This window comes from Pseudomonas fluorescens group sp. PF-69, assembly GCF_054481235.1.
Window position 1 is genome coordinate 5,829,178 of sequence record NZ_JBTMNC010000001.1, and the last position, 25,427, is coordinate 5,854,604.

The window sequence follows — 25,427 nt, forward strand, 5'->3', positions numbered from 1 at the left end:
TCAGGCCTCCTTGGCAATGAGAGGGATGGCGTCCGTTGCGTCGACGAATTGCAGGGTGATGCCCTCCTCGTCGCTGTAGCCCAGGGTGACGCCGAGGGTTTTCAGTTGCGCTGCCTGACGTTGCAGGATCTGCTGGCTAAGAACCGGCAGAATCTGCTGGTTGAGCAAGCTGTCTATGTTGCGGGCGCCGGTGTCGGGCAGCAGGCAGGCTGCAACCAGCGCATCGCTGAGCGCGTCGTCGATCTGGCAGGTCAGGCCGTAGTGACGCTGCAGGCGCTTGGCGACCCGGGCCAGTTTGAGCACAACGATGCGCTTGAGGGCGTCGGCTTGCAGCGGGCGATAGATCAGGGTTTGAAAACGGGCCAGCAAGGCTGGCTGGAAATGCTCGCGCAGGATCGGTCGCAGCCATTCGTGCAGGGCACTGTCGGCCGCTTCCGGTTGCTGCTGCAGACCGGTTTGCAGTTCATCGCTGCCGAGGTTGGAGGTCATCAGAATGACGGTGTTGCGAAAATCGATTTCGCGCCCTTCGCCATCGCGCATGAAGCCACGATCGAACACCTGGTAGAACAGGTTGAGCACATCGCGATGGGCTTTCTCCACCTCATCGAGCAGCACCACGCTGTAAGGTCGCTGACGCACCGCCTCAGTGAGCACGCCACCCTGGCCGTAACCGACATAGCCAGGCGGCGACCCCTTGAGTTGGCTGACAGTGTGGGCTTCCTGATACTCGGACAGGTTGAGCGTGATCAGCGACTTTTCGCCACCGAACAGACAGTCGGCCAGCGCCAGGGCTGTTTCGGTTTTGCCGACGCCACTGGTGCCCACCAACAGGAACACACCGAGCGGCGCCTGTTCTTCGGTCAGACCGGTCTTGGCGGCGCGCAGTCGCTGGGCCAGGGCGGTCAGGGCATGCTCCTGGCCAATCACCCGCTCAGCCAATTGCTGTTCGAGCGCCAGCAGGCTGGCCTGTTCATCCTTGAGCAGGCTGCCGAGGGGCACGCCGGTCCAGTCGGCGATCACTTCGGCCACGCTGCGCGCGCAGACGTCGAGGGAAAGCAATGGCTGGCTGCCCTGAACTTCGATCAGGCGTTGTTGCAACAGCGCGCAATTATCCAGCCGTGGCGGTTCGGCTTGACGTTCATCGAGCAGTTGCCGGGTCAGGTCCAGCTCAAGGCGGTATTGCCGCGCCAATTCAATTTGCTGGCGATCCAGTTCGGCATGTTGCGCCGCGATCGTCGCCAGACGTTCTTCAGCACTACGACCGATGAGTTGCTGATCGGCTTGCAGTGCCTGGCGTTCCAGGTCCAGAGCCGCTTGCCGGGCCTTGAGCCGGACCAGTGCCTGGGGTTCGCAGTCGAGGCTCATGCGCACGCGGGCGCTGGCGGTGTCGAGCAGGTCGACGGCCTTGTCCGGCAATTGTCGACCGGTCAGGTAGCGTCGCGACAGGCTGACCGCAGCCTGCACCGCCGCATCCTGAATGTGCACGCCGTGATGGCTGGCATAGCGAGCCTTGAGCCCTCGCAGCATGAGGCAGGCGCTGGCATCGTCCGGCTCGTCGACCTTGACCCTCTGGAAGCGACGCTCCAGCGCGGCGTCGCGCTCGAAGTACTGCTTGTACTCGCTCCAGGTGGTCGCGGCGATGGTGCGCAATTCACCGCGGGCCAGGGCCGGCTTGAGCAAATTCGCTGCGTCCGCCCCGCCCGCCTGGTTACCGGCGCCGATCAGGGTATGGGCTTCGTCGATGAACAGCAGCACCGGATCGGTCGACTGCTGCACGGCGTCGATGACATTTTTCAAGCGTTGTTCGAATTCCCCTTTGACCCCGGCACCCGCTTGCAACAGGCCCAGGTCGAGGTTGCGTACGCTGACCGACTTGAGGCTGTCCGGAACATTGCCTTCGGCGATGCGCAAAGCCAGTCCTTCGACCAGCGCGGTCTTGCCCACCCCGGGTTCGCCAACCAGAATCGGATTGTTCTTGCGCCGGCGACTGAGGATGTCGATGACCTGGCGGATTTCATCATCACGACCGAACACGGGATCGATCTGCCCTGCCCTCGCCTTGGCGGTGACGTCTTGGGTGAACTTATCCAGCACCGCTTGCAGGGCATCGCGGGGAACGGTGCCGGAAGCTGGAGTGGTTGAGTCCAGGGCCGCTTCCTGCTGCACCTGAGGTCGTTCTTCGGAGTGTTGATCGAGCAGTGCCATCAATGCCTGCATCTGGCTTTCGCTGAGACTCAGCAGCGGCCAGGCCGCTTCGCAAGCCAGAAGGTTCGGGCTTGCCAGCAAGGCGCCGAGCAGGTGCGCCGAACGCAGGTTTTCGTTACCGTCCAGCGACGCACGCAGCCAGGCGTGCTCGATCAGTTTCTGCAACTTTCCGCACAACTGCGGTTTGCCTTGCACCGTGCGCGGCAGCGAATCGAGGTGGTCGAGCAACCCTCGCCAGAGCGCGTCCATATCCCATTCGTAGCGGCGCGCGATGAGCGTCAGGTCACCCTCCCCCTGCTCCAGCAACTTGAGTAACCAGTGTTCGATACTGATCCGGGCATGGGCGCGGCTTTGACACAGCGACGCCGCCGCACTCAGCGCCTGGGCGCAATAGGGGTTGAGGCGACGCAGCAAACGCGTGGAGTTGTGTGTCATGCGGGGACGTCCTTGAGCGGGATCTTCAGCGGGTAGTCGGATGGGTCAGTACAAAGCGTGGCGATGTACTGGGTTGAAAGTCTGCGAACAGACGCTCAACCCAGCGCACCGGAACCAGCAGGCAGGAGCCTGCCTGCTGGTTGTTCGGCATCAGGCGCTTTGGCGCTCGTTCCAGGAATCGGTGTGAATGATGTTGCCGTCGCTGTAGGTCCAGGAGACCTTCTCGTAGCGCAACTCGACCTGCTCCAGGTGGTTATGTTTCTCCTTGGATGCGTCTTTGACGTCGTGCATTTTCGGCGCGACCTTCACCACTTTGACGTTCTCAAGTTTGGTGATGAAGTACACGACTTCCTGTCCGGCGTCGTCGATGCGATACCACTTGAACTCAGCGCTTTTGAGAGTCTGGCCGGTGGTCACCGCCTTATAGAGGTACGGGCTGGAGGCATCGATTTCCTTGGTGAACAGGAACGGTGTATGCACCCGTGCACCGGTCAATTTTCCGGTACTGTTGTCGGTTGGGATGTACACATTATGGTCCTGAGCGACCACCTCGATACTGCCTTCGCGCTGTTGCACCTGCACCGAACCGTTGATGTCCGCGCCGCCGTCATCTTTCAGCCACAGGTAAACGGGAATTGCCATTTGAAGCTCCTTTTCTCAAAACACATATGCCGCGTTTGCGACAGGGGGTTGTACGTCCGCTCCGGCCAACGGGAACGCGCACGCCCCCGCTTCCGGCACCAGACGGATATCGACGCGACGGTTGGCTTTGCGCCCCGCCTCGGTGTCATTGCTGGCGATCGGCTGGCTTTTGCCAAAGCCCTGCACCGCGAAACAGCTGTCGGGAAGGTCGCCCATGCGTTGCATCCATTCGCGCACTGCAGCAGCGCGGGCACGGGACAATTGGAGATTGTGTTCGTCGCTGCCCACGGCATCGGTATGCCCGGCAATGACAATCAGCCAGCCGGGCTGCGCCTTGATGCCGACCAGGGCGTCGATCAGCACTTTGGTTGACTCTGGCTTGAGCTCGGCGCTTCCGGTGCCGAACAACGACAGGCTGTCCAGGCGCACTGTCCTGGCCGCCTTCGGCCCCGCTGCAGGTTGGCTGTGACCGGCGATCGTCGACAGCAACTGCGCGCGCAAGACTTCGCCGCGATACAGGCCCAGGCCCAGCGCCAGGGGTTCACCCTTTCGGTAGTAGCGGTCCAGACGTTCGGCGTCCTGACGCAGCACATTCAACGCCTCTTCCCGCTCGGCGAACTGGGGCTGGTCGATACGCTTGGGTGCGGCAATGGCTGTGTAACGGCGCAGGTCATCACTGACCTCGCGTAGCAGCAACCTGTTCTGCCAGGCCGAATTGAGCAGGGCAACGATGCCGGCGACCGCGAACAGCCACAGGGCGATCACACTCGCGCGACGCATCGGGGAGTGCTGAGCCTGGATCGGCAGCAAGTGCAGCAACGGATCCGGGAATGGCAAGGGCGCATCCGCCGCTTGCTCCACAGCATTGGTGTCCAGCAACCCGGTCTTGTCACGCAGCCATCGTTGCCACAGGCTGGATGCCACCCCGTGCAGTTGCGGGACGAGGGTAATGGTGCAGACCACCGGCATGCCCACGGCATGGCGGGTTCCACGGGGCATAAGGTGCGGCATGACGATTTCAGCCAGCCAGGCTGCGGCACTATTGATCTGGACGCTGGCCTGCATCCGCTCGGCGTGCATGGCATTGTCGGTGCTCAGCCGTTGCCAATCATCGCTGCTGATGCAGGCACCGCTTTCGCGAACGTTGCAGTCTCCCTGACCCGTTTCCCAACTGAACCAGGCACCTTCGGCCCGCGCTGCCTGCTGGTAGCTCACCAACATCAATGGCAGCGCCATGCCCCGCTTGCGAATCAACGCGATCTGATAGTCAAGGGCGCGTACTTGTCCGGCGAGCACTGCGGCATCGGCATGCTCACCCGGGTTGACGACGAACATCACGCTGATCTGGCCGCCCCACTGTGGACGCAAGGACATGAGGCGTTCGATCGAACCCGGTAGCTGTTCCACTCGCGAAACCCGTAGATAGCAACCGTGGTCGGTTACCCGCAGCGCAGGCTGGTCAGCGGGAGTCGGACCAAACAGGCCGGCCAAGCCATCGCCGCAAACCAGTACCACGGGTTGCCGGTACGACACCGCAGGCAAGGCCATCTGATCGGTCAGCTGCAATTGCTCACGCTGATATGCGGCTCGGCGTCCCGCCCGGATACAGGCCACCGCGACACAGTACGCCACGGTCAACGCCATGACAGCGCGCAACCATCCTGCCAGCGGGATAATGGCCAACAACACCAGCGCCAGAGCGGCGGCCCATAGCCAGAGGCCTTGTTTGAGTTTGAGCGTCATTGGCCCCACCTCAGGCACCTGCGGGTAACAACGTAGCGACCAGACCACCCAACAGGTGATCCAGCCCCCACCACACACCCACCAGCAGCAAGCTGGCCGCCAGGAGGTGGAACAGCGGTGAGTGCAACCGATCGAGTCCCTTCACCGCCTGACGACCGAGGACCTGTCCGGCTAATGTCTGACGGAGTTTCAGAGGGTTGACCCGAGTATTCAGGTCGGCCAGCAGCTGCAAACGCTCTGGGTCATTGGCGTTGCGATAACGGCCCTGGAAACCCAGCATCAACACCCGCTGGAATGCGGTCAGCACGTGCAGATCCGGCGCGGGTTCAAGTAATACCTCGCGCATGTCCTCGTACAGGAACTCACCGGCCTGGTGACGATTGAAGAACTTCGCCTGCAACGGCTCGCTGGCCCAATGGGCATGAGCCTCAGCATCGTCCTTGGCACAATTGAGCATGGTTTCGTCCAGCAACGCGCACTGTGCGTGGCAGATATGGTCGATGCTGCGCTGGTTCAGGCCGGCATCCTTGAGTGACTGGCTGACCTGCTCGACCTGTTTCACGCAAAGCGCTTTCAGTTGCTCGCCGTTGTGCGCCGACGCTCCTTGTCGCAACTGGACCACCAACAGGAAGCTGTCCTGCAACAGCGCGTCGATATCCACCACCGCTGCCGTGTGTTTTTTGGAAGTGTTCAGGTTCATGCGCGTAATACCGCGAATAGTTCAAGTTTGACTTCGGCCAGCGTGCTCGGAACGTAGAAAGCACAGACACCTTCGGCCAGCATGGCCTGCCCTTTGGCATCGTTGAGATCAAGGGCGAAGTACTGGTTTTCCAGGCGCAGGGGGATAGCCGCCGGCACGTGGCTGAGCGACTGCAAAGGCACACCGTTAAGCGCGGCGTTGACCAGACGATTCACCTCATCCGGCGTACCGATCTTGCACAGGCGCGGGAACTGACTCTGCAACTGCGCGGCCGGCAAACGACTGCGCACCGACAGATAAAAATCGGCGCCGTCGCGCTCGCGCAAACGCGCATCGTTGAGCGTGACCTGCCAACGGTTCACGCCCTTTTCTTCAAGCTCCAGGGCAATGACCCGCGACGGCAGGCTGGCTTCCAGCAGCGTGGAAATCACGCGCATCAGCGGCGGGAATACGGTTTCCAGATGTTCGTGGTTGTAAGCCGGGATCTGCTCGATATCGTGTTCGAGCGAGAACGTCAGCAGGCTGCCGGCCAGCTTTGTCAGCTCCTGATAGACCTGCTCGGGATGCCGTGCCGGCCAGGCCTTGAGGTCAGCCAGCACCGGTTGGTAGGTGTTCAAGGCATTGAGCAGCCAGAACAGCGAAACGTCAGCTACGGCGAAGTCGGCCATCCGCTGGTTACTCTCGCGCCGCATGCCCATCAATCGCTGGCGCTTGGCCGACAACTGGGTCAGCAGATTGTCCAGCTGTGTCAGGAGCCCCGGGTGGGCCGCGAAATGCAGTAGAGGCGGCACGTAGCTGCTATCAAGACTCCAGGCGCCCTGCCCGTCGCGCACCAGGCGCGCGATCGGGCAAGTCAGGTAGTCACCGTTTTCGTCGCGATCAAAACGCAGGCTCAGTACATGCTCCAGGACCCCGACCGATTGCACCTCATCGGCGTAAATATCCTGGACCTGTCGCCAGTCCTGGCGATAGCGAGTCGGGCGATCGGCCCTGGCTGCATCGAACAGGCAGTTGTTACCGTTGGCCTGCTCAAGCGGCAACGCCAGCAGCAACGTCGCGACCTGAACCTCATCGGGCAGTAATCGACCCAGTTCCAGACCGTCAGGCAACCGATCTACAAGATCGGAATCGATCAGGGTGCCGTCAGGCATGCGCAAACGCAGCAAGGTCGCCTTGAGTTTACCCAGGCGCAAGGCTTCCATATCAAAGCCCACGGCCTGGATGCCCCAAGGGTGCACCAGGGATAAATGAGCCAATCGCTCATTGGCCCAGGCTTCCCAACGCGCCTGCTGCTGGAACTGCTGCGGAGACAATAGAGCCCCCGCGGCCCACAAGGGGCGGTCGATCTTCATGAGGACGTTTCCCTACGAAATGGCTTGGTTTTGAAGAGACTCAGGCTTTCGCCTTGGGCATCTGCGAAACGAGCGACAAATTGACGTCCATGCCTTCCACCTGGAAATGCGGCACGGCGTACAACTTGACGCGGAAAAAGCCGGGGTTATCCTCGATGTCTTCGACGGTCACCTTCGCCTCACGCAGTGGGTGCGAAGCCTGCAGGTCGTCCCCTGGATCGGTCATTTCGGTGACCAGCCCACTGACCCACTTGTTCAGCTCCAGCTCCAGCACACGACGGTCTTTGGTCGTTCCGATGTTCTCGCGCTGAATCAGCTTCAAGTAATGCGCAATGCGCGACAGCAGGAAGATATAAGGCAGGCGTGCATTGATCCGACTGTTGGCAGTGGCGTCGGCGGTGTCATACAGCGCCGGCTTCTGTGCGGAGTTGGCCGAGAAGAAGCACGCGTAGTCACGATTCTTGTAGTACGAGAGCGGGATGAAACCAAGGTTGGCGAACTCGAATTCCCGGGTCTCTGGAATCATCACTTCCGAAGGGATCTTCACCTGGTTGCCGGTGCCGAGATCGTACAAATGGATCGGCAGATCGGTGACCGCGCCGCCCGACTGCGGCCCGCGAATCTGCACGCACCAGCCATTGGCGATGAAGCTCTTGACCATGTTTGCAGCGAAGGCGAACGAAGCATTGGTCCACAGGTATTTATCGTGGTCAGTCCCTTTGACGCTTTCGACGTAGTTGAAGCTGCGCACCGGAATGGTGTCCGGGCCATAGGGCAGGCGACCCAATACTCGCGGCATGAGCAAACCGATGTAGCGGGCATCGTCGCTGTCGCGGAATGACTTCCACTTGATGTATTCGGCACGATCAAAGTAGTTGCCGATGTCCTTGATGGCGGCAACCTCCTCCATCGACTGTTTGCCAAAAAACGCCGGCCCGACGGAACCAATGAATGGCATGTGCGCGGCGGCAGACACTTTGGAAATGTTGCGCAGCAGGGCAATATCCTGCGGGCTGCGGTCGAACTCGAAGTTGGAAATGGCCGCGGCAATCGGCTCGCCACCCGGCGTGTCGTATTCCTGGGTGTAGGTGTGCACATACAGACCACTTTGAGCGATCTCGGGCGCATCTTCGAAATCCTGTACCAGGTGATCCTTACTGATATCCAGGAGTTCGATTCGCACATTCTGGCGGAAATCGGTCTGGTCGATCAGCGATTTGACGCCGCGCCAGGTTGACTCGACCCGCTGGAAATCAGGGTGATGCATGACCGCGTCGAGCTGCCGGCTGATCTGCGCATCCAGCGATGCGATATGCTCGTCCAGCAGCGTTTTATCCAGGCGTTCGATTTTCTGCGACGATTGTTTAAGCAACTTCAAGAACACACTGACGGCGGCCGTCACCCGTTCATCGGTCGTCACGTCCGAAAGCGCCTCGGAATTCTGGAACGCTTCAATGTCCGCCAATGTTTCAACAGGGCTGAGATTGATTTTTCCAAACAATGCGCCATACACGCTTGCATTTTCTTCGGACAACACTGTAGCGCCGCGCGATTGCACGTTAGAACTTTCTAAGGTCATTGCGAAAACTTCCCTTTAGATGAACCGAATTAAATTAATTGACTTCTGCCGGAGCCAGGGCGGCCAATTCGGCTCGGAGCTCATCACTCAGCGCATCATCCTTGAGGATACGCTCAAGCTCATAACGAAAGGTGGCGTTGTCCAACAGATTGGACTTGAGATCGCGCAACAGGTTGCGCATTGCCAGCAAGGCACGCAGCTGTGGAATTTGCCGGGCGACTTGCTCTGGCTCGAAGTCTTTCATGCTCTGAAAATTCAACTCGACCGATGTATCGGTGGCGTCATCGGCCAAAACGTTCTCCACCGAAACCTTCAAGGCCGGGGAAAAATCAGCCAGCACACTGTCGAAGTTATTCTTGTTTATGCTGACTTTGGTTCGCTCCGACAACGGACGCTGCTCCCTGCCGTTGCTGTAATCGCCCATGACCATCAACTTCAGAGGCAATTCGACGGTTTTCTGCGCACCACCGGTATGCAAATCGAGCTTTATATTGACCCGAGCCTTGGGCACTTCATTTTGAAAACTATTTGAAGCCATAACTCCTCCAGACCTAAGTAGCAAACATTCGAAGCCGCTACAAAATTCATGTAAGACTGGAACTCATGACTCTAAATAGCCCGACACAATAAACTGTCAGCCACAAAGCATAAATTCCATTTAAATTGAACAAGCGTGAAGTCCTTCAAAAGTCACGCCCCTTAACATCTCGACAACATTGAACTATCCCACGCCAACTTTCCACACCCCGATGCAACCTTGGGAATCTTCCTACATGATGTAGAGACGCAAGCTACAAAATTACTAAAATTTAGCACTCCAGTGCGCAAAAACATGCACACCTCCTTGCCATTATCCCTTGAAAAATTAATTAACGAATACAGCACAGCTGTTTTCTCACCAGTTACACAATGTGTTTCACGAGGTTTCGCGTTAACTTTCACGGTCTGAACATTTGCAGTTTTCAGGCATCTTCGATGCACAAAAATTGCCAACGCCCCCAAGCGAATACAGATCCTCGTTCAGCCCCTTGAATCAGCACACATCCCATCACGGCGATTGCCCTCCCCCCGACTTGGTGCAAAATACAGCGCTCAGCCATAAAAACAGCCCGCGTCGCGGAACGCCGTGCAACGAGAACCGATATGAACACCCATTTTCAGAAAAGCGATGTCGCTGTGTCCAAGACCTTGTGTGATGGCCGCCATTACCGAGTCGCCCGTCAGCAAGCGGCGGTGGCAGCATGATTGAGGTCACTGAAGTTTCCATCGCCCGACTGCGTGCTGCGCTGGAGTCCGGCCAGACCACGGCGGTTGAGCTGGTCCAGGCCTATCTCGCGCGGATCGATGCGTACGATGGCACCGACACGCCCACCGCCCTCAATGCGGTGGTGGTGCGCAACCCTGAAGCGCTCGCTGAAGCGCAGGCCTCCGATGCCCGTCGGGCCAAGGGCCAGACGTTGGGTCCGCTCGATGGCATTCCCTACACGGCCAAGGACAGTTATCTGGTCAAGGGACTCACGGCGGCTTCGGGCAGCCCGGCCTTCAAGGACCTGATTGCCTATCGCGACGCGTTTACCATCGAGCGTCTGCGTGCCGCCGGGGCGATCTGCCTGGGCAAGACCAACATGCCACCGATGGCCAATGGCGGCATGCAGCGTGGCGTCTATGGCCGTGCCGAGAGCCCGTACAACGCCGACTACCTCACCGCCCCTTTCGCCTCCGGTTCGTCGAACGGCGCCGGCACGGCCACCGCTGCCAGCTTCGCCGCCTTCGGCCTTGCCGAAGAAACCTGGTCGAGTGGCCGTGGCCCGGCGTCGAACAACGGTTTGTGCGCCTATACCCCTTCACGCGGGGTGATTTCGGTGCGCGGCAACTGGCCGTTGACGCCGACCATGGACGTGGTCGTGCCGTTCGCCAGAACCATGGCCGACCTGCTTGAGGTCCTCGACGTGGTGGTGGCGCAAGATCCCGACACCCGTGGCGATCTGTGGCGCCTGCAACCCTGGGTGCCGATTCCGAGCGTTGCCTCGGTGCGTCCGGCTTCCTATCTGGAGCTTGCCGTAAAGTCCGATTCGCTGGCGGGCAAGCGTTTCGGTGTGCCGCGCATGTACATCAACGCCGATGCCGAAACCGGCACCAGCGATGCACCGGGTATCGGCGGGCCGACCGGGCAACGCATCATCACCCGTGACTCGGTCATTGGGCTGTGGCAGCAAGCGCGCAAGGCCCTGGAAGCCGCTGGCGCCGAAGTGCTCGAAGTGGATTTCCCGCTGGTTTCCAATTGCGAAGGTGATCGCCCGGGTGCGCCGACCGTGTTCAACCGCGGCATCGTCTCCAAAGAGTTCCTGCACCACGAACTGTGGGACCTGACGGCCTGGGCCTTCGATGATTTCCTGCAAGCCAACGGCGACCCGAAACTCAACCGCCTGGTCGACGTCGACGGGCCGCTGATTTTCCCGCACGACCCGGGCACGCTGCCCAACCGTGAGGGCGACCTGGCCGCCGGCATGGATGAATACGTGAAGATGGCCGAGCGCGGCATTACCCCGTGGGACCAGATCAGCACCGTGCCTGACGGCCTGCGTGGTCTTGAACAGACCCGGCGGATCGATCTCGAGGAGTGGATGGATCGCCTGGGGCTCGACGCGGTGCTGTTCCCGACCGTCGCCGATGTGGCGCCGGCCAATGCCGATGTCGACCCGCAGTCGGCGGATATCGCCTGGAGCAACGGCATCTGGGTGGCCAACGGCAACCTCGCCATCCGCCACCTGGGCGTGCCGACGGTCACCGTACCGATGGGTGTGATGCCCGACATTGGCATGCCGGTCGGCCTGACCTTCGCCGGTCGCGCCTATGACGATTCGGCCCTGCTGCGTTTTGCTTCGGCGTTCGAGTCGACCGGGTCCAAGCGCCTGATCCCGCCACGCACGCCGCCGCTGTCCGCAGAAAAATAAAGGGTGGGAGCGAGCCTGCTCGCGATGGCGTAATGTCAGTCGATGATGCCTGTCGGCCATACATCCGTCATCGCGAGCAGGCTCGCTCCCACAGAGTTGTACCCTGTCAGAACGGCACGGTCAGCTTCATCCAGTACGCATTGCCCTGCGCCCGGTTGCGCACTTCGGTTTCCTGCTCCCACTTCCCGGTGACAAACCAGCCCTCCTTGCTGGTGTATTTGATCGACGGCCCGATGGCCAGCGCCCGGCCCTTGTTGTCTTTGATCGTCTCGCCGTTCTGACGGTCATCGGTGGTCTGCCGGTAGTAGTAGCCACCGACACCCAACACCCAGCCATTACCCAGGCCCCAGCCCACGGCATAGTCGACGTGAAACTCCTGCCCCGAACGGTAGTTGGTCGCCGGGTTCTCGCGGTTGAAGTCGTACATCACCTTGGCGTCGAGGTTGAGCCCGCTCGGGTCGACGTAGGACATGGCGTAGACCGGTTCAATCACCCAGTAGTTACGCCCGGTGTTGGCCAGGTCACCCCGGTCGTAGCGCCCGGTGGGGGCGATCATGTCCAGGGCGAGGATGCTGTGGAATTTCTCGCTGTGGTGAAAGCCCAGTGCCGGTCCGAAGATCACGTCCCCCAGGCCTTGTTTGCTTTGCGACTGACCGTTGAGTTCGACCTTGAGGTCCACCAGCGGGACGATCGCGTGCAGCGCCACGCTGGCGCCGAACAGGGTGTAGTCGCTGACCCAGATCAGCCGTGGCGTGATGGCGTTGGCGCGTACGCGAAAATCCACCGGGAGTTTCTTGCCGTCGTTGCCGCGCAGGTTGTCGGCCTCATAGTGATTGACGAAAAGTTGCCCGTAGAAACCCGGTGGCGGCATCGCCCCGGACATGTAGTTTTCCGCGCCCAAGGGGTAGGACGTTCCTCCGCCTTCGGTGGCGTGCACCGGGACAGAGAGCGCCGCGCTGACGCTGGCAAGGGTGGAGATCACGAGCAGTTTGTTTGTTCTGCGAGTCATTCGTTTCAACCTTTATTGTTGTTATCGGTCGGGCACGCCCTGCCCGCTCGTAGGGTGTCGAGAAGGCAGGTTCCATTGCTGGCTGGAGCGAGCAAGCTCGCTCCCACTGTGGATCGTGGGGGCTGTCTTAAATGCGTTTGAACAAAGCCGAACGCTGGGTTTGCTCACTGCCGTCGGCGGCGCTGTAGAAGCGCTCCATGAAGATGTCGCGTTCGAACAACCGCCCCTGCATCAGGCAGGTGATGGCCGAGTCGATCATCACCGGCGGCCCGCACAGGTAAGCCTTGCGGCTGCTGAAGCGCCCATCGAAATGCTGCTTCGCGGCGTCATGCACGTAGCCCTTGAACCCCGTCCAGTCGGAGTCCTCGTCCGCCTGGCTGAGCGCCGGCACATAGGTGAAGTTGGCGTGCTCCCGGGCCAGCGCCTCGAACAGTTCGCGGTTGTAGAGTTCGGTGCGGTTGCGCGCGCCCTGGAACAGTACGATCTGGCGGCTATCGCCGGCTTCCAGCAGGTCGAGAATCATCGACTGCGGGCTCGATAAACCGGAGCCGCCGGCGATGAAGATCAGGTCGCCGCTTTGCGAGGTGCGCACAAAAAACTGGCCGTAAGGTCCGGACAGATCCACCGTATCGCCGACCTTCAAGTCGTCGTGAATCTTGCCCGTGGCCAGGCCGCCGTCGACCCGCCGTATATGGAGTTCAACTTCATCGGCACGGCTCGGTGGATTGGCCAGGGAAAAGGCCCGCGTGCCTTCGATGCCGGGCAATTGCAGGTTGATGTACTGCCCCGCCTGAAAGGCCATGGGCCGGTCAAGCTTGAGGTGCACGCCCTTGATGGTCGGTGACAGGTCCACCAGCGCGCTGACCACTGCGCGGTAGTCCTCGACCGGATGCCCGAGGAAATCCGGGTCGGCATCGATATCGGCCTCGATCACCATGTCGCTCTGCGGAATGGCACAGCACGCCAGCACCTTGCCCTCATCGCGCTCCATATCCATCAGCGCAAAAGACGAGGCCGCGCCGAGGTCCGCCTCGCCTTCCAGCACCTGGACCTTGCAAGTGGCGCAGGTGCCATGACCGCAGGCAAACGGCAACCAGACGCCCTGACGCAACGCGGCCTGCAGGATGGTCTGGCCCTCTTCCACTTCGATCTGCTCGCCAGTGGGTTCGATGGTTACTTGGTAGCTCATCACCGTGTCCTCAGTTGAAGCTGCCGGCAATGCCGTTCAAGCCAGGGGTATCGAGGTGCAGCAGGCTCTTGTGGTCGATGCCATTGGCGATCAGGCTCGCGCCAGGGTCCGGCGTGAATGGCTGATCGTTGAGGCGCCAAAGGGCTTGGGCGAAATCGACCCGAGGCGCATCCGGGTGCCGGGAAATCGAGGGCTTGACCACCTGCTCGATGAAGTCGCTGAACGGCATCGCCGGGGGCAGCGGAAAGGTAAACGGCGCACAGAACATCAGGTGTCTTTCCCAGCACAGGTACACCAGTTGCAGGCCATGGAAATTTTCCTGGCGATCCAGGGCTTGGGCGTCGTAGGCGCCGATGGCAGTCACAGGCATGATCTTGTCCTTCTTATTGTCGGTTGATTGGTGGGAACGGGCTTGCTCGCGAAGGCGGTGTGTCAGCCACGCAATGTCGAATGTGAAATCGCATTCGCGAGCAGGCTCGCTCCCACAGGAGTACGCGGCGTCAGCTGGCCTTGAGCAGGTCCGGGTCGACCGGTGCCGCCGGGGCGCTGTTGCGATCGTTCGGGTGCCAGTCCTGCCAGCGCCGATGCTCGGTGGAACCCAGGTATTCGAAGTTGTCCTGGCCGGGATTGATGTTGTAGTAATCGCGCACCACCGATTCGACGTCCGCGCCACCGCAGTTGCCCTGCAGAATCTGATGCACCGGCAACCAGGCCTGGATGTACTTGGTCGGCTCGTATTCGAAGATGTCGCAGCAACCCTGGGAGCAAAAGTGATAGCGCTCGCCTTCGTGCTCGGCGCTGCGATGGCTGAGGGTGGTCTGGTCATCCGGCTCGCCGAACGACAGCGGGATCTGGCAGATCTGGCAGAGCATCGGCAAGGTCGGGTTGTAGAAACGCTCGCCCTTCTCCTGCAGCGCACGCCAGTGTTCGAAGCGTGGGCGATAGATCTTGTCGAAGGTGTCCGGGTACTTTTCCGAAAGCCAGTCCAGTTCCTCGTCGGTCGGCATCCAGGTGTGGAAGTTGGTCGCCTGGCTGTATTGATAGAAGATCGACCAGGCCTGATGGCTGACGTGATCCTTGGCGATGTTGGCCTCTTCGACGTGCTTGGGTGGGCGGATGCCGTAGCGCTCCAGGTCCTTGAACAGCGCACCGCCGGCCTCTTCGAAATACACGCCCCAGGCTTCGGACCAGGACATGACTTTGTTCGGCAGCATGTAGTCCATCATCATCCCCACCAGTGTCAGCAGGCGGTAGCCGCGCCAGAACCACTTGTCGATCCAGCGCTGGATGATCGGCACGTTGTCTTCGTGTTGCTCGAGCAGGAACTTGATCACTTCCAGGCCCAGGGTCATGTGCCGGGCTTCGTCGGACTGTGCGGAGAAGCCGAAGGTCACGGTGGCCATGTCGCCGTTGAACGCCGCGCCGGACATGAACGGCACGAACAGCAGGTTGGTCAACACGTACTCGAACGAAAACGAAATCGCCGTGAGGAACTCGAACGGCCCGGCCGTGCGTGCATCTTCGAAGAACGACTTGGGCACCGAGAGGAACCACACACGGTCGTGCATGTGCGCAAAGTCATGCAGGCCGTTGAAGTGCTTGTTGTAGTGGCTCATGGCGTGGATCTGGGTCTGCACGTGGCGCAGTTCGTCGATGGCCTGCATCTGGCAGGCGATTCGTGCACCGGCGCCGCTGAACTGCCGCCCGACCCGGGCGAAACCTTGATAGGCCTGGTATTCCAGCGGCGTGACACCGGACAGGAACAGCTTCAGCGCGTTGACGTAACGGGCGTCCGACAGCGTGGTATGGCCGTTGTTTTGCGAGAACGCATCGAAGATCGCGTAGAGCTTTTTCTCTTTCTCGGCCTGGTACTTCCAGTAGGTGTCCATGGTCAGGCGGAACGGGTCTTCCCACTTGTCCCAGTCGGTGATCTTGATCCCTTCGAAACGCTCATGGGGGTAGATGTCCTCGTGGGTCTGGTAGCTCGGCTCCCAGTCCAGGTCACGGGTCATGCAGCGGTATTTTTCTTTGGCATTAAGGCGTTTTTTCACGGCCATGATGGCACTCCCGAATTCTTGTGATGGATCAAACGGCTGTCGGCGACGGATCAGCTGTTCCAGTACAGGGAAAAACTGTCGTCCTCTTCCACGACGTTGCCGCCCAGGGTGATCACGTACATCAGCATTTCCTGAATGTCCCAGACGCTGCCGGTCAGCGCCTCGACCGTTTCGCGGCGGATATCCAGCCGGCCCTGGGCTTCAATGCGGATCATCGAAGGCTGGTGCTGGATCTCGGCATGGGGGTTGTCCTGGACGATGGCGTCGACGATCGAGCGCGCGTAGTCGGTGTCCTGCAGGTTCATGTAAACGAGGGAAGTCATGCTTGGGCTCCTGTCAGGCCGAGCTTTTTCAGGCGCGAGTCGAATTCGCTGCACACCGCATCCAGTGCCGATTGATCGAGGCCCAGGGCCGCCAGCGCTTGCAGCGCCTCGACCGAGCGATGGCTCCAGTGATCGATCCAGCCTTGCACCAGTGCCTTGTTGGCGGCGCTTTCGTTGACCACGGTCTTGAGCAGGGCATCGACCCAGCGCTGGCTTTCGGCGAACCACAGGCGCATGAATTCGGTCAGCATGCCGACCTGGCCGGCGCCGTTGGCCGTCAGTTGTTCGTCGAGTTTGTGGAACAGCAGCGGGTACACCAGGCCGTCGCTGACCAGGTTTTGCGCCACGGTCAATTCGAACCAGTCGCGCACCACCAGGGTGTCCTCGACGTAGCGGCGCATGCCCTGCCATGCCGGGTCGTTCAGCCATTGCTGCTTGGCCTGGGCCAGCAACTGGACATCGCCGTCGTCGAGCATCAGGCCGATGCGCGACAGGTACTGGGCGATGCCCAGGCGGTCCATGGCCTGGAACATGTGCATCTGCGTCACGCTGGTGCCAAAGCCATCGGCGGCGATGTTGCTGTTGTTCATGTTGGCGCCCATCTCGGCGTGGCGCAGCGGCAACAACAGCTTGCTGATCAGCTGGACGTTGGTGCTGGACAGACCGGCGAGCATGTCGCGCTTCTCGCAGAACGCGTAATCGTGCTCGGCGTTTTCCTGCATCTTGGCCCGGGCCTGGACGTAGGCGCCGTAGTAGTACTGGCGCGGATCGCTGACGGCGTACCAGTCGGCCATGACCACCGCAGTGCGGGTGGCGTCGTTGAGCAACTTGTCTGGCTGCCACAGCGGCCGGTAATGGAAATTGGTCGCCGACTCCAGGTCGAAACTGGCTTCCTGATAACGGCTGGCCACCTTGTCACCAAAGCGGCGACGGGTGTGGCTGAAGGTGTTGCGGATCGTCTCGACGGTCGTCGTCTTGATCTCGACACTCATGGAGTGGACTCCTGTGGTTTTTGTTGTGTTGGGTGGGCGGCGACCTGATCAGCGTCGCGGGTTTCGCCGTAGCGCCACTTCTGCGCATCGGCGTCGAGGGCCTCGGACATCCGGGCGTCCATGTGCTGCACGCGGTTGTTTTCGCAAAACTGCCGGAACGCCTGACGCGGCAGCACCAACTCGACGAACAGGTCGGGATAGCCGATGGCGAAATCGAATTCGACGAAGGTGGCGTCAGGCTCGCTGCGTACACGGATGTAGCGCGGCATCTGATCGAAGGTGCTGCCAGGTTGGCTCATGCTCGGGTACTCCCTTGTTATGGTCGGGGTACGGAGCAACAAGGGTGCCAGCGACGAAAAATCGTTCGAAATTGATTTTTTATTTGTTTAAAAACAAACAGTTAAACGCACGCACCGACCACCTTGCAGGGTTCAAGACCGGCTGCCGGACAAGACCTCGGCAGCGGCAAATTGATCATTTGATCAATCGCCCCCGGCCCCTTCGAGCAAATGAGCAATCATCCGGCGATTGACTTTTGGTCCGCTTTCAGGCCGCTTAGAAAAAGAAAAAGCGACCCTGCCTTGCCTGAAAAACCGAGGTCGCTACGATGCCCGGAACAATCCGCCAAAAGCCTGAGCGGACCGCATCGCCACCCCAATAACTACAAATCAGGGGCGCACTGAATGATCACCACGTACAAGGCTACCCAGCACCCGCCGTCGCTCAAGGATCTGAGCGACCAGGTGCGCTTTCTCGGCAGCGAAGGGAAAATCTGGCTGGACGAACAACGCATGTTGTTGATCCAGGTTTCGATGATGGCGTCCTGCAGACGCGAGTTGATCGAGATGCTCGGCGTCGAGCGCGCCAAGGGATTTTTCCTGCGCCTGGGCTATCAGTCCGGGCTCAAGGATGCGGAGCTGGCGCGCAAATTGCGGCCCCAGGGCAGTGATGTGGACATGTTCTTCACCGGCCCGCAACTGCACTCGCTCAAGGGCATGGTCAACGTGCGTCCGCAGACCATCGATATCGATCTGGAGAACGGCCAGTTCTATGCTGATATCGAATGGCAGGACTCCTTCGAAGTGGAAAACTGCCAGACCGAGAACCTCCACTCCGATCAGCCGGTGTGCTGGATGCTGCTCGGTTATGCCATCAGCTACAGCTCGTTTTTCCTTGGTCGGCAGATCATCTACAAGGAGGTCAGTTGCCGCGGTTGCGGCGACGCGCATTGCCGGATCATCGGCAAGCCCGCCGAGCAGTGGGACGACGCCGAAGAGATCATGCGCTACTTCCAGAGCGACCCGATCATCGATGAACTGCAAGCGCTGCAGGTGCAAGTGGCCAACATGCGCCAGCGCTTGCAGATTGAAGCCGGCAAGTTCTACGGCATCGGCCAGTCGGCGGTGTACCGCAGGACCTGCGCACTGATCGACAAGGTCGCCTTGGGCAAGGCCTCGGTGTTGCTGTTGGGCGAGACCGGCGTGGGCAAGGAAGTGATCGCCCGCAGCCTGCACCTGCGCAGCGAACGGGCCGGCGGGCCCTTTGTCGCGCTGAACTGCGCGGCCATCCCGCCAGACCTGATTGAAGCGGAGCTGTTCGGCGTGGAAAAAGGCGCCTACACCGGTGCCCAGCAATCGCGAATGGGGCGTTTCGAGCGGGCCAATGGCGGCTCGTTGTTCCTCGATGAAATCGTCGAATTGACCCCGCGCGCGCAAGCCTCGCTGCTGCGGGTCTTGCAGGAAGAGGAACTGGAACGGGTCGGTGATTCGCAGACCCGCAAGGTCGACGTGCGGGTCATCACCGCGACCCACGAAGACCTGGAAAACGCGGTCAAGCAAGGGCGTTTCCGGGCGGACCTGTTCTACCGCCTGAACGTGTTCCCGGTGCGCATTCCGGCCTTGCGCGAACGCCGCGAAGACATCCCGCTGCTGATCGAACACTTCCTCGAAAAACTGCACGCCAGCTACAAGAAAAAAACCCTCGGCCTGTCGGACCGGGCGCTGCAGGTGTGCCTGCACTACGACTGGCCCGGCAATATCCGCGAGCTGGAAAACCTGATGGAGCGCGGCGTGATCATCACCGACGAAAACCAGAGCATCACCGTCGACGCCCTCTTCCCGCATTCACCGCAACTGGCCGAAAGCATTGGCCTGGCCAGCGATGGACGCCTGGTCAAATCGACGCTCGCCAGCGGCCAGGACTGGATCGACAGCATCATCGACAGCGGTATCGGCCTGGATGGCGTGGAAGATGCGTTGATTCAGGCAGCTATGGAACGCAGCCAGCACAACGTCTCGGAGGCGGCCCGCCTGCTGGGCCTGACCCGACCCGCGCTGGCGTACCGCCTGAAAAAATCCCCCTGGACACACAACAGCGACAGCGTGTAGATGACGATGAAGCGGCTCCGATCAACGTCGCGGCCGGCTTCGGTGTTCGACTGGCCATTGCGCAGCGAGAAGCCGACGTTCTTCAACGTGCCCGCCACCCACTGCCCGATACCCCTGGGGGTGTTCCTGGTGATTTCTTATCGTTATTCGGTTTTTTCGCCGCCAACTTCCGCACGCACGAGTACGCGCCCGATGAATGGCCATGGGTATCAAGGCCGGGAAGTGACGGATTACGGTGTTGGCGGCTGGCGCTCGGCGAAACGCTTAAAACAATTCGAGGCGTGACAGAAGCGTGTTGTCGGACCCTGGCCAATACTGCAAGGGTCGCCCTGCAAGCCGGAGTTGAAAGATGCCGCTGACTCTTTACTACCATCCGCTGTCGTCGTACTGCCACAAAGTGCTGGTCGCGCTCTATGAACAGGCCATCGAATTCGAGAAGAAGATCATCGACCTCACCAGCGAGGCGGACCGATCAGTGCTCCAGGCGCTCTGGCCGCCGTGCAAGTTCCCGGTCATCCGCGATCACGGGCGCCAGCGCAACCTGGCGGAGTCGAGTGTCATCATCGAGTACCTGGACCACTTCCATGCTGGCCAGCACCCGCTGATTCCCGCTGATTGGGACACCGCGCTGGAGGTGCGCCTGTGGGACCGCTTCTTCGACCTTCATGTGCAGACCCCGATGCAGCAGATCGTTGCCGATCGGATGCGTGCGGCCCATGGCGACCTGACCCGCGAACGCGCCGCGCTGATGACCGCCTATGGCATGCTCGAACGCCAGTTGGCCGGTCGTACCTGGGTGGCCAGCCCGGACTTCAGCCTGGCCGATTGCGCCGCCTGCCCGGCACTTTTCTATGCCAGCACCTTGCTGCCGTTTCCCGAGGACTGCCGGCACTTGCAGGGGTATTTCGAACGGTTGACCCAGCGGCCGTCGTTCCAGCGGGTCATCGACGAAGCCCGGCCTTACTTTTCGCTCTATCCGTTTGCCGAGGCCATCCCGCAGCGGTTTCGCTAGCCGCTGCCCGGCATTGGCCCGCCCCTTGCTTTGGCTGATGGTGCGCATCGGCACAATCGGCAGCGGAGGTAGACATGGGGGCGCAAGCATGGGTGGCAGTATTCATCCTTGCCGTGGCAGGGGTGATCGTCCTGGCGACGTTGTCGGCCACGTCATTGCTGAGCTCGACAACGTCCACGGCCATCGGCATTGCCGAGCAGGTCGCCACGGACATTCAGCTGCTGGCCGCTCTGGCGCTGAATCCGGCGCAGACGATAATCATGATCGCCCTACAGGCCACAGGCCTGGCGACGATCACGCCGTTCATGCAGGCGTTGAACCTGGTCATGATCGCAGCAACCCTGTAGGCGATGAATCCTGGGGTAAAACCAACGCCCGAGCGCTGTTCCCCTCTCCCCCCAAAAACCGCCCAAACACAGGAATTTCCCCCACAGTCGGGGACCTTTGACACTCGCAGACGACATGACCGACTGGCCGCCTCAGGTTGCGGCTCCGGCATTCCCGGCCTATGGTCCAAACGAAGATTTGCCACAAATGGCGCGATGACGCGCCGCTGGTTTCTGTCTTTCCACTGCGAATTTCCACAGGAGGTGACGACATGCCAAACGACTCCCGCCCCGCCGTACTCGAACTGATCGGCAACACGCCCCTGGTGCGTGTCAGCCGTTTCGATACCGGCCCGTGCACCCTGTTCCTCAAGCTTGAATCGCAGAACCCCGGTGGCTCGATCAAGGACCGCATCGGCCTGGCGATGATCGATACCGCCGAGCGCGATGGCCGCCTGCGGCCCGGTGGCACCATCGTTGAAGCCACCGCCGGCAATACCGGCCTCGGCCTGGCCCTGGTCGGTCGCGCCAAGGGCTACCGGGTGGTGCTGGTGGTGCCGGACAAAATGTCCACGGAAAAAGTCCTGCACCTCAAGGCCATGGGCGCCGAAGTGCACATCACCCGCTCCGACGTCGGCAAGGGCCATCCCGAGTACTACCAGGACGTCGCCGCGCGGCTGGCAAAGGATATTCCCGACGCTTTCTTCGCCGACCAGTTCAACAACCCGGCCAACCCGCTGGCCCACGAATGCAGCACCGCCCCGGAGATCTGGGCGCAGACCCAGCATGATCTGGACGCCATCGTGGTCGGCGTCGGCTCGGCCGGCACGCTGACCGGGCTGACGCGTTTCTTCAAACGGGTGCAGCCCGACCTGGAGATGGTGCTGGCTGACCCGGTCGGCTCAGTGATGGCCCAATACAGCCGCGACGGCACCCTGCCGACGCCCGGGTCCTGGGCGGTGGAAGGCATCGGCGAAGACTTCATTCCCTCGATTGCCGACCTTTCCAGCGTGCGCCACGCCTACTCGATCAGCGACGAGGAAAGCTTCGATCACGCCCGGCAACTGCTGCGCGCCGAAGGCATCCTCGGTGGCTCCTCGACCGGCACGTTGCTGGCCGCGGCGCTGCGTTACTGCCGCGAGCAGACCAAGCCGAAACGGGTGGTCAGCTTCGTCTGTGACACCGGCACCCGCTACCTGTCGAAGATCTACAACGACCAGTGGATGTCCGATCAGGGCCTGCTGCAGAGCAAGCGCTACGGCGACCTGCGCGACGTGATCGCGCGGCGTTTCGAAGATGGCCGGGTGATCAGCGTCGGACCCGATGACACCCTGCTCACCGCCTTCCAGCGCATGCGCCTGGCGGATGTGTCGCAACTGCCGGTGCTGGTCGATGGCCAGCGGCTGATCGGGGTGATCGACGAATCCGACATTCTGCTGCGGGTGCACCAGGACGCTTCGCAATTTCGCCTGACCGTGGCCGGCGCGATGACCGACAAACTGCAAACCCTGCCGCCCGGCGCCAGCCTGGCCGAGCTGCAGGCAGAGCTCGACCGCGGCCTGGTGGCCATCATCGCCGACGCGTCGGGCTTTCATGGCCTGATTACCCGGTTCGACATGCTCAATCACTTACGGAGATCCCTTGCATGAGCCAGCACGATAAAGACGCCGCGCCACAGGGCTTCGCCACCCGGGTGATCCACGCGGGACAGGCGCCGGACCCTTCCACCGGGGCGCTGATGCCGCCCATTTATGCCAACTCCACCTATTTGCAGCAAAGCCCCGGCGTTCATAAAGGCCTCGACTACGGACGCTCGCACAACCCGACGCGCTGGGCACTGGAGCGTTGCGTGGCCGATCTCGAAGGTGGCACCCAGGCCTTCGCTTTCGCATCCGGGCTGGCAACGATCTCCACCGTGCTGGAGCTGCTAGACGCCGGCTCGCACGTGGTCTCCGGCAATGATTTGTACGGCGGGACCTTCCGCCTGTTCGACAAGGTGCGCCAGCGCAGCGCCGGGCATCGCTTCAGCTTCGTCGACTTGACCGACCTGGCAGCGTTCGAGGCGGCACTGCAAGACAACACCCGGATGGTCATGGTCGAGACGCCGAGCAATCCCCTGCTGCGCCTGTCCGACCTCGCCGCCATCGCCCGCATCTGCCGTGCCCGGGGCATTATCTGCGTGGCCGACAACACCTTTGCCAGCCCGTATATCCAGCGCCCGCTGGAGCTGGGTTTCGACATCGTGCTGCACTCGACGACCAAGTACCTCAACGGCCACTCCGACGTGATCGGCGGCATCGCGGTGGTCGGGCAGAACGCCGAACTGGCCGAGCGCCTGGGCTTCCTGCAAAACGCGGTGGGCGCGATTGCCGGCCCGTTCGACGCCTTCCTCACCCTGCGCGGGGTCAAGACCCTGGCGCTGCGCATGGAGCGTCACTGCAGCAATGCGCTGGCGCTGGCGCAATGGCTGGAGCACCAGCCGCAGGTGGCGCGCGTCTACTATCCGGGCCTGGCATCGCATCCGCAGCACGAGCTGGCGCGGCGACAAATGCGCGGTTACGGCGGGATGATCTCCCTCGACCTCAACACCGACCTGGCCGGTTCCAGGCGTTTCCTCGAAAACGTCCGGATTTTTGCCCTGGCCGAAAGCCTGGGGGGTGTGGAAAGCCTGATCGAACACCCGGCGATCATGACCCACGCCACCATCCCAGCCGACACCCGTGCACAGTTGGGTATCGGCGATGCGCTGGTGCGCTTGTCCGTGGGGGTCGAGGATGTCGAAGACCTGCGTGGGGATCTGGCTCAGGCGCTGGCGCGGATCTGAAGTCGCCGGCAGAGGCTCGATGGAGACTCTGCCAGCGCTTCTCGCCTGCGCAAAGGGTCATGGACTATCAGGTTCAACGATCCTGAGCCAGGGCCAGCGCGCCTGATAACTTTTCGCCTTTTGCGCGAACAGGTCTGGCTTGGGATTCTTGCGATTGATACGCAGCAGACCGTGCTCGGTGTCGGCCAGGCCGTTGGGGGCGTAGAGTTCGCCGGTTTCAACATCCAGACCGATGCAGGTGCCGGCGATCAGGTAGCGATCGATTCCGTCCCTGGCCGACTGAAGCTGAGGATAGGCCCCGCCAAACCGCTGGCCGTACCACAGGTGCACGCGAGCCTGGTTCCTGATTTCGACGTTGGCGTCCAGGTCCCGGAACAGGCGCTGCGCGCACTGAATGACCTCATTCTCGGCTTCCCAGGAGAGATCCTCGTCGAAGTAGAAGACGTCGTAGTCCTTCACGCCCCATGCGGCCGGCCGCTGCGCTTGATGGTTCCATACAGCCTGGAACAGGCAACCGGCCGTGAGCATGCACTCGGACAAACCCAGTGCAGGCAAACGTGCGGTCAATTCAGCGTTGACTGGATTGGTCATTGCGATGCTGACCAGGCTTTCGACCGTCAATGTCATGTGCTTCGTCCCTTGTAAATCGCTCCAGTGCTGGCCAGCGACAATAGCGCAATTTTCCGGGACGCCGCTTCACTCGACGGTCAAATCAGCAAATCCTCATAGAACGCGCCGAAGGGACGCTCGGGATGGGCGATCTGGATTTCCAGAATCCACAGGCCGGTATTCGGGCATTGATCCAGGTCCCCGAGGTCGCCACCCCGGTAGATCGCATGGGGAAAATCGCTGACCCGATGACCCTTGATGTCCAGATTGAGCCTCCAGCCCATGGCCGTTGCCTGAGCGGCGGCATAGTCATAAAGCACCACGCCGGACACCCGCTCGCTGCGCCAAAAGCTTTCGACCCGGTCAAACAGATCCTTGGCCGCCGCCGCACAGGCGATCATTTGCGGATCGGAACCGGTGGTGAATGTCGCGCCGGCATCCCCTTCGTGGCCCTGCCAGACCACGCCCATGTCGATGAAGAAAATGTCCTCTTCGCCCAACTGCGGGTCGCCATCGGAACGCTGCTTGAACGTCTTGAGCGTATTGGCACCGAAGCGCACCAGCAGTGGATGCCAGATTCGATCCATGCCCAGTTCGGACAACACCTGCTTGCCAAGCGACTGCGCCTCGGACTCGCGCATGCCCGGGGTGATGACGCGGGCAATCTGATCGATCGCCTTCCAGGTCATGTGCTGCGCATGGCGCATCGATTCCAGTTGGTAACGTTCGCCTACCGCCTCTTTACCGCTCAGGGCCATGGTCATGAGTCATTCCTTGTTTAAGACCGCGCATGTGATCGCTGTATATCTTTTTATATTGCGATATTCAAGATCAAGGCAGGGAGTCATGACACAGGCTGCGTTAAACCGGTGAAATAGTGGCCAGTACGCCGATCAGGATCGTCAGTATCAGAAAGCCACCGAGAAAAAATGCCATCTTGCCCATAAGTCTTCCTCCAGCTTGAAAGTACGGTGCAATCACGGCGGCGACTGCCGACCGTACCGTTATTGTGGAGCGCCAGCTGAGTACGTTACAGAGGCAGAAAGCGCAGAAAAATACGGATCAGATGAACATCCGCCCAGGACAAGG

At 61.0% G+C, this 25,427-nt stretch carries 23 protein-coding genes; 7 read left to right on the plus strand and 16 right to left on the minus strand.

The features are described from left to right. From tssH to tssB, 7 genes are all read right to left on the minus strand, one after another. Nucleotides 1-2,640, minus strand: a complete 2,640-nt coding sequence (tssH, locus tag ACX3YF_RS27170; RefSeq protein ID WP_458974631.1) for a type VI secretion system ATPase TssH — start codon at nt 2,638-2,640, stop codon at nt 1-3. A 150-nt stretch (nt 2,641-2,790) separates the two neighbouring features. Further along, on the minus strand, nt 2,791-3,282 hold the full coding sequence (locus tag ACX3YF_RS27175; RefSeq protein WP_458974632.1) for an Hcp family type VI secretion system effector: 492 nt from the start codon (nt 3,280-3,282) through the stop codon (nt 2,791-2,793). Nucleotides 3,283-3,297: 15 nt separating this feature from the next. After that, nucleotides 3,298-5,025: an OmpA family protein gene (locus ACX3YF_RS27180; protein ID WP_458974633.1), complete on the minus strand. Its 1,728-nt coding sequence runs from the start codon at nt 5,023-5,025 to the stop codon at nt 3,298-3,300. A gap of 10 nt (nt 5,026-5,035) precedes the next feature. Beyond that, complete coding sequence (gene tssL, locus ACX3YF_RS27185) at nt 5,036-5,725, minus strand: type VI secretion system protein TssL, short form (RefSeq protein ID WP_458974634.1); 690 nt, start codon at nt 5,723-5,725, stop codon at nt 5,036-5,038. Further along, a complete protein-coding gene (tssK, locus tag ACX3YF_RS27190; RefSeq protein ID WP_458974635.1) occupies nt 5,722-7,077 on the minus strand; it encodes a type VI secretion system baseplate subunit TssK in 1,356 nt (451 codons plus the stop codon). Before tssK ends, tssL begins: the two co-directional genes overlap by 4 nt. Before the next feature lie 40 nt (nt 7,078-7,117). Beyond that, on the minus strand, nt 7,118-8,656 hold the full coding sequence (gene tssC / locus ACX3YF_RS27195; RefSeq protein WP_458974636.1) for a type VI secretion system contractile sheath large subunit: 1,539 nt from the start codon (nt 8,654-8,656) through the stop codon (nt 7,118-7,120). Between the two features lie 34 nt (nt 8,657-8,690). Further along, nucleotides 8,691-9,194, minus strand: coding sequence for a type VI secretion system contractile sheath small subunit (tssB, locus tag ACX3YF_RS27200; RefSeq protein ID WP_448646391.1), 504 nt, complete (start codon nt 9,192-9,194; stop codon nt 8,691-8,693). Nucleotides 9,195-9,897: 703 nt separating this feature from the next. Between tssB and ACX3YF_RS27205 the strand changes: the two genes are divergently transcribed. Further along, on the plus strand, nt 9,898-11,610 hold the full coding sequence (locus ACX3YF_RS27205; RefSeq protein WP_458974637.1) for an amidase: 1,713 nt from the start codon (nt 9,898-9,900) through the stop codon (nt 11,608-11,610). A gap of 106 nt (nt 11,611-11,716) precedes the next feature. Here ACX3YF_RS27205 and ACX3YF_RS27210 read toward each other — a convergent pair whose 3' ends face one another. The 7 genes from ACX3YF_RS27210 to ACX3YF_RS27240 all read right to left on the minus strand — a co-directional run bounded on the left by ACX3YF_RS27210 (nt 11,717) and on the right by ACX3YF_RS27240 (nt 17,479). Further along, a complete protein-coding gene (locus tag ACX3YF_RS27210) occupies nt 11,717-12,619 on the minus strand; it encodes a SphA family protein (protein WP_130210510.1) in 903 nt (300 codons plus the stop codon). A gap of 127 nt (nt 12,620-12,746) precedes the next feature. Next, nucleotides 12,747-13,808: an NADH:ubiquinone reductase (Na(+)-transporting) subunit F gene (locus ACX3YF_RS27215; protein ID WP_448646389.1), complete on the minus strand. Its 1,062-nt coding sequence runs from the start codon at nt 13,806-13,808 to the stop codon at nt 12,747-12,749. Between the two features lie 10 nt (nt 13,809-13,818). Beyond that, the gene (locus tag ACX3YF_RS27220) at nt 13,819-14,178 is read right to left on the minus strand and encodes a phenol hydroxylase subunit P4 (RefSeq protein ID WP_130210506.1); all 360 of its coding nucleotides are present in this window, start codon (nt 14,176-14,178) and stop codon (nt 13,819-13,821) included. 130 nt (nt 14,179-14,308) lie between these two features. After that, nucleotides 14,309-15,865: an aromatic/alkene/methane monooxygenase hydroxylase/oxygenase subunit alpha gene (locus tag ACX3YF_RS27225; protein ID WP_130210504.1), complete on the minus strand. Its 1,557-nt coding sequence runs from the start codon at nt 15,863-15,865 to the stop codon at nt 14,309-14,311. A gap of 50 nt (nt 15,866-15,915) precedes the next feature. After that, the gene (locus ACX3YF_RS27230) at nt 15,916-16,188 is read right to left on the minus strand and encodes an MmoB/DmpM family protein (protein ID WP_090468604.1); all 273 of its coding nucleotides are present in this window, start codon (nt 16,186-16,188) and stop codon (nt 15,916-15,918) included. Beyond that, nucleotides 16,185-17,180 (minus strand): aromatic/alkene monooxygenase hydroxylase subunit beta, encoded by a 996-nt coding sequence (locus ACX3YF_RS27235; protein WP_458974638.1) that lies wholly within the window; start codon nt 17,178-17,180, stop codon nt 16,185-16,187. Before ACX3YF_RS27235 ends, ACX3YF_RS27230 begins: the two co-directional genes overlap by 4 nt. After that, complete coding sequence (locus ACX3YF_RS27240) at nt 17,177-17,479, minus strand: phenol hydroxylase subunit (protein WP_448646387.1); 303 nt, start codon at nt 17,477-17,479, stop codon at nt 17,177-17,179. The genes ACX3YF_RS27235 and ACX3YF_RS27240 overlap by 4 nt, the downstream gene beginning before the upstream one ends. A gap of 384 nt (nt 17,480-17,863) precedes the next feature. On the opposite strand from ACX3YF_RS27240, the gene ACX3YF_RS27245 reads away from it, so the two are divergent. The 6 genes from ACX3YF_RS27245 to ACX3YF_RS27270 all read left to right on the plus strand — a co-directional run bounded on the left by ACX3YF_RS27245 (nt 17,864) and on the right by ACX3YF_RS27270 (nt 23,729). Next, the gene (locus tag ACX3YF_RS27245; protein WP_130210498.1) at nt 17,864-19,567 is read left to right on the plus strand and encodes a sigma-54-dependent Fis family transcriptional regulator; all 1,704 of its coding nucleotides are present in this window, start codon (nt 17,864-17,866) and stop codon (nt 19,565-19,567) included. Next, a complete protein-coding gene (locus ACX3YF_RS27250; RefSeq protein ID WP_458974639.1) occupies nt 19,568-19,852 on the plus strand; it encodes a hypothetical protein in 285 nt (94 codons plus the stop codon). A 64-nt stretch (nt 19,853-19,916) separates the two neighbouring features. Next, complete coding sequence (locus tag ACX3YF_RS27255) at nt 19,917-20,579, plus strand: glutathione S-transferase family protein (protein ID WP_448646386.1); 663 nt, start codon at nt 19,917-19,919, stop codon at nt 20,577-20,579. 74 nt (nt 20,580-20,653) lie between these two features. Next, entirely contained in the window at nt 20,654-20,926 is a 273-nt protein-coding gene (locus ACX3YF_RS27260) for a hypothetical protein (protein WP_130210492.1), read from the plus strand. 251 nt (nt 20,927-21,177) lie between these two features. Further along, complete coding sequence (locus ACX3YF_RS27265; protein WP_458945503.1) at nt 21,178-22,554, plus strand: pyridoxal-phosphate dependent enzyme; 1,377 nt, start codon at nt 21,178-21,180, stop codon at nt 22,552-22,554. Continuing rightward, nucleotides 22,551-23,729, plus strand: a complete 1,179-nt coding sequence (locus tag ACX3YF_RS27270; protein WP_449105235.1) for a trans-sulfuration enzyme family protein — start codon at nt 22,551-22,553, stop codon at nt 23,727-23,729. Before ACX3YF_RS27265 ends, ACX3YF_RS27270 begins: the two co-directional genes overlap by 4 nt. A gap of 57 nt (nt 23,730-23,786) precedes the next feature. Here the strand turns inward: ACX3YF_RS27270 and ACX3YF_RS27275 are convergent, their stop codons facing one another. Together ACX3YF_RS27275 and ACX3YF_RS27280 are read right to left on the minus strand one after the other, a co-directional pair. Beyond that, nucleotides 23,787-24,356, minus strand: a complete 570-nt coding sequence (locus tag ACX3YF_RS27275; RefSeq protein WP_458974640.1) for a nucleotidyltransferase family protein — start codon at nt 24,354-24,356, stop codon at nt 23,787-23,789. An 80-nt stretch (nt 24,357-24,436) separates the two neighbouring features. Further along, nucleotides 24,437-25,102, minus strand: a complete 666-nt coding sequence (locus ACX3YF_RS27280) for a M24 family metallopeptidase (RefSeq protein WP_448646382.1) — start codon at nt 25,100-25,102, stop codon at nt 24,437-24,439. Nucleotides 25,103-25,427: the final 325 nt, after the last annotated feature.